This window comes from Ralstonia pickettii, from assembly GCF_001699815.1.
Classification (GTDB): domain Bacteria; phylum Pseudomonadota; class Gammaproteobacteria; order Burkholderiales; family Burkholderiaceae; genus Ralstonia; species Ralstonia thomasii.
Window position 1 is genome coordinate 1 of sequence record NZ_MCGB01000033.1, and the last position, 2,572, is coordinate 2,572.

Annotated in this window: 4 protein-coding genes; 1 reads left to right on the forward strand and 3 read right to left on the reverse strand. The window is 63.8% G+C overall.

Annotated elements, in window-relative coordinates; all coding sequences use genetic code 11:
• From BEK68_RS06110 to BEK68_RS24720, 3 genes are all read right to left on the reverse strand, one after another.
• Window positions 1-743, reverse strand: a 743-nt coding sequence (locus tag BEK68_RS06110; RefSeq protein WP_065851597.1) for a TPM domain-containing protein, incomplete at its 3' end; no start/stop codon positions are given.
• Between the two features lie 13 nt (window positions 744-756).
• Entirely contained in the window at window positions 757-1,383 is a 627-nt protein-coding gene (locus BEK68_RS06115; protein ID WP_012435014.1) for a LemA family protein, read from the reverse strand.
• A gap of 105 nt (window positions 1,384-1,488) precedes the next feature.
• On the reverse strand, window positions 1,489-1,692 hold the full coding sequence (locus BEK68_RS24720; RefSeq protein WP_004629666.1) for a hypothetical protein: 204 nt from the start codon (window positions 1,690-1,692) through the stop codon (window positions 1,489-1,491).
• A gap of 92 nt (window positions 1,693-1,784) precedes the next feature.
• Between BEK68_RS24720 and BEK68_RS06120 the strand changes: the two genes are divergently transcribed.
• The coding region (locus tag BEK68_RS06120; protein WP_065851599.1) for a 4-hydroxy-tetrahydrodipicolinate synthase family protein at window positions 1,785-2,572 on the forward strand (788 nt) is incomplete at its 3' end.

A 2,572-nucleotide genomic window follows, 5' to 3' on the forward strand; every position in this document is an offset into this window, starting at 1 on the left:
CCACCGCCCAAGCCACCGATGGTGCCGGGGCCCCAGCCGCGATTGCCCATTACCACGCGCGAGCCGGGGCGGCCGGGCAGGCTGCCCGTCACACGTCCGCCTGAGCGCATGGCCGCGCTGAGCACGAAGAACACAATGATCGCCAGCGGAAACAGCACGGGCAGCCAATCACCGATGCCGCCGCCGGATTGCTGACGCTTGGCGCGCTCGGCCGGCGGCAGGCTCTCTAGTGCAATGACGGTCTGGATGGCCGAGATACCTGCCGACAGCCCGCCGTAGAAATCGCCCTGGCGGAAGTGCGGCGCCATCACGTCCTGCAGGACACGCTTTGATTGCGCGTCCGTCAGCGCACCTTCCAGCCCGCGCCCCACCTCTATACGCATCTTGCGCAGCGATGCCGGGTTGTCCTTGGCGATGAGGATGATCGCGCCGTCGTCCACGCCCTTGCGGCCAGCCTTCCACGCATCGGCCACGCGGATGCCGTACGCCTCGATGGGTTCCGGCGCGGTGGACGGCACCATCAGCACAAAGATCTGGCTGCCGCGCTGCTGCTCGTAGTCGGCCAGCACCTGCTCGAGCGCGCTCTTCTGCTCGGCGCTGAGCGTGCCGGTCAGGTCGGTCACGCGCGCGGCCAGCGGCGGCACGGCCACCATGTCGCTTTGCGCGCGCGCAGGCAACGCAGTGGCCAGCCACAGCGCCACAGTCAGCAAGAGGGTGAAGCAGGCACGCGCGCGCATCGACATGATCGTTAGCTCGTCAGAACTTCACCGCCGGGGCGGTGGAAATACCCTTTTCGTTCTCGACCGTGAAGTTCGGCTTGACCTGGTAGCCCATCACCTTGGCGGTCAGGTTGGTCGGGAAGCTACGGGTCAGCACGTTGTAGTCCTGCACCGATTTGATGTAACGCTGACGCGCCACGGTGATGCGGTTCTCGGTGCCTTCCAGTTGCGATTGCAGATCACGGAACGACTGGTCAGCCTTGAGTTGAGGGTAGTTCTCCGACACGGCCATCAGGCGCGACAGCGCGCTCGAAAGCTCGCCCTGCACCTGCTGGAATTTCTGGAACGCCGCTGGATCGTTCAGCACCTCCGGCGTGATCTGGAAGCTGGTGGCTGCGGCCCGGGCCTTGGTCACCGCTTCCAGCGTGTCCTTCTCGTGCGAGGCATAGCCCTTGACCGTATTCACCAGGTTGGGAATCAGGTCCGCACGGCGCTGGTACTGGTTGACCACCTCGGCCCAGGCAGCCTTGGTGGCCTCATCCTTCGCCTGGAAATCGTTATAGCCGCACGCAGACAGGAATGGCGCAGCCAGCACGGCCAACGACAGCGCCAGCCAGCGCAGCACCGAAAAACGCGTCGAGCGGAAGGTCAGGGCAGGGGTCATGAAGTCCTCAAGATCTGAATCTGAAAAGAATGTGGCATGAGACCGACGTCGTCGCATGACGTTTCAGCGCACTGTAGCTTATGCGCTTGACGCTCCAGTCACACATCAGTACGGTATGGAGACTTTTTTGACAATTTCCATGCGCGTGATTTCCCGTTCCTCGTCGATCTGCACGGCACCGGCCTTCAGCCTGTCGGTCGTGTCGACGCTCGCGCGCGCCAAAAAAGCCACCAAACAGCCGCTCGTCTGACCGGAGCGCTGTTCCGTCAGATGGGCGACGGAACAGCGGTTGACCGATACGTTGGACACGGTTGCCTCTCTCCCGCATCTCGCGGGGCCGCATTCCCGAAGCGCTTCTGACGGTTCTTTGACCGGTCGTTGATTCGTCCAGGAGTGTTGTCGTGCTTGAAAATTCATCCACCAATTTGTCCACCAACGAACGTCCGTCGTATGCGGGCATCTGGGTGCCCATCGTGACGCCGTTTGCCGATGACGCGGCGCGATCGGTCGACTACGGCGCGCTGTATACATTAGTGATGCGGTATCGCGCGCTTGGCGCCGCCGGTTTCGTAGCGTGTGGCAGCACTGGCGAAGCGGCAGCGCTGACCGATCAGGAACAGGCCGACGTGCTCGATACGGTACGTGCCGCCGCCGACGGCTTGCCCGTGGTGATGGGCGTCTCGGGCAGCGCTCTCGCGTCCGTACGCGAGCGGATGCTGCGCCTCGCCGAACATCGGCCGGCAGCGTTTCTGATTCCGGCGCCTTCCTACATTCGCCCGTCGCAGCGCGGGATCATCGAGTACTTCACTGCATTGGCCGATGCTTCGCCCGTGCCGGTGCTGCTGTACGACATTCCGTATCGCACCGGCGCACACATCGACACCGAAACGCTGCTCGCGCTGGCGGCGCATCCCAACATCCACGGCATCAAGGATTGCGGCGGCGACGCGGACAAGACGCAGCGCCTGATCGCCGACGGGCGGTTGCAGGTGCTGGCCGGGGAAGATGCGCAGGTGTTCGGCACGCTGTGCGCCGGCGGTGTCGGGGCGATTATTGCTGCCGCGCATGTCCGCACGGAGCTGTTTGTCGAGATGGCAAGGGCGGTGCAGGAGCAGCGGTTGAACGATGCACGACGGTTGCATCATGCGCTGGCACCGGTGATTCGGTTGCTGTTTGCTGAGACGAATCC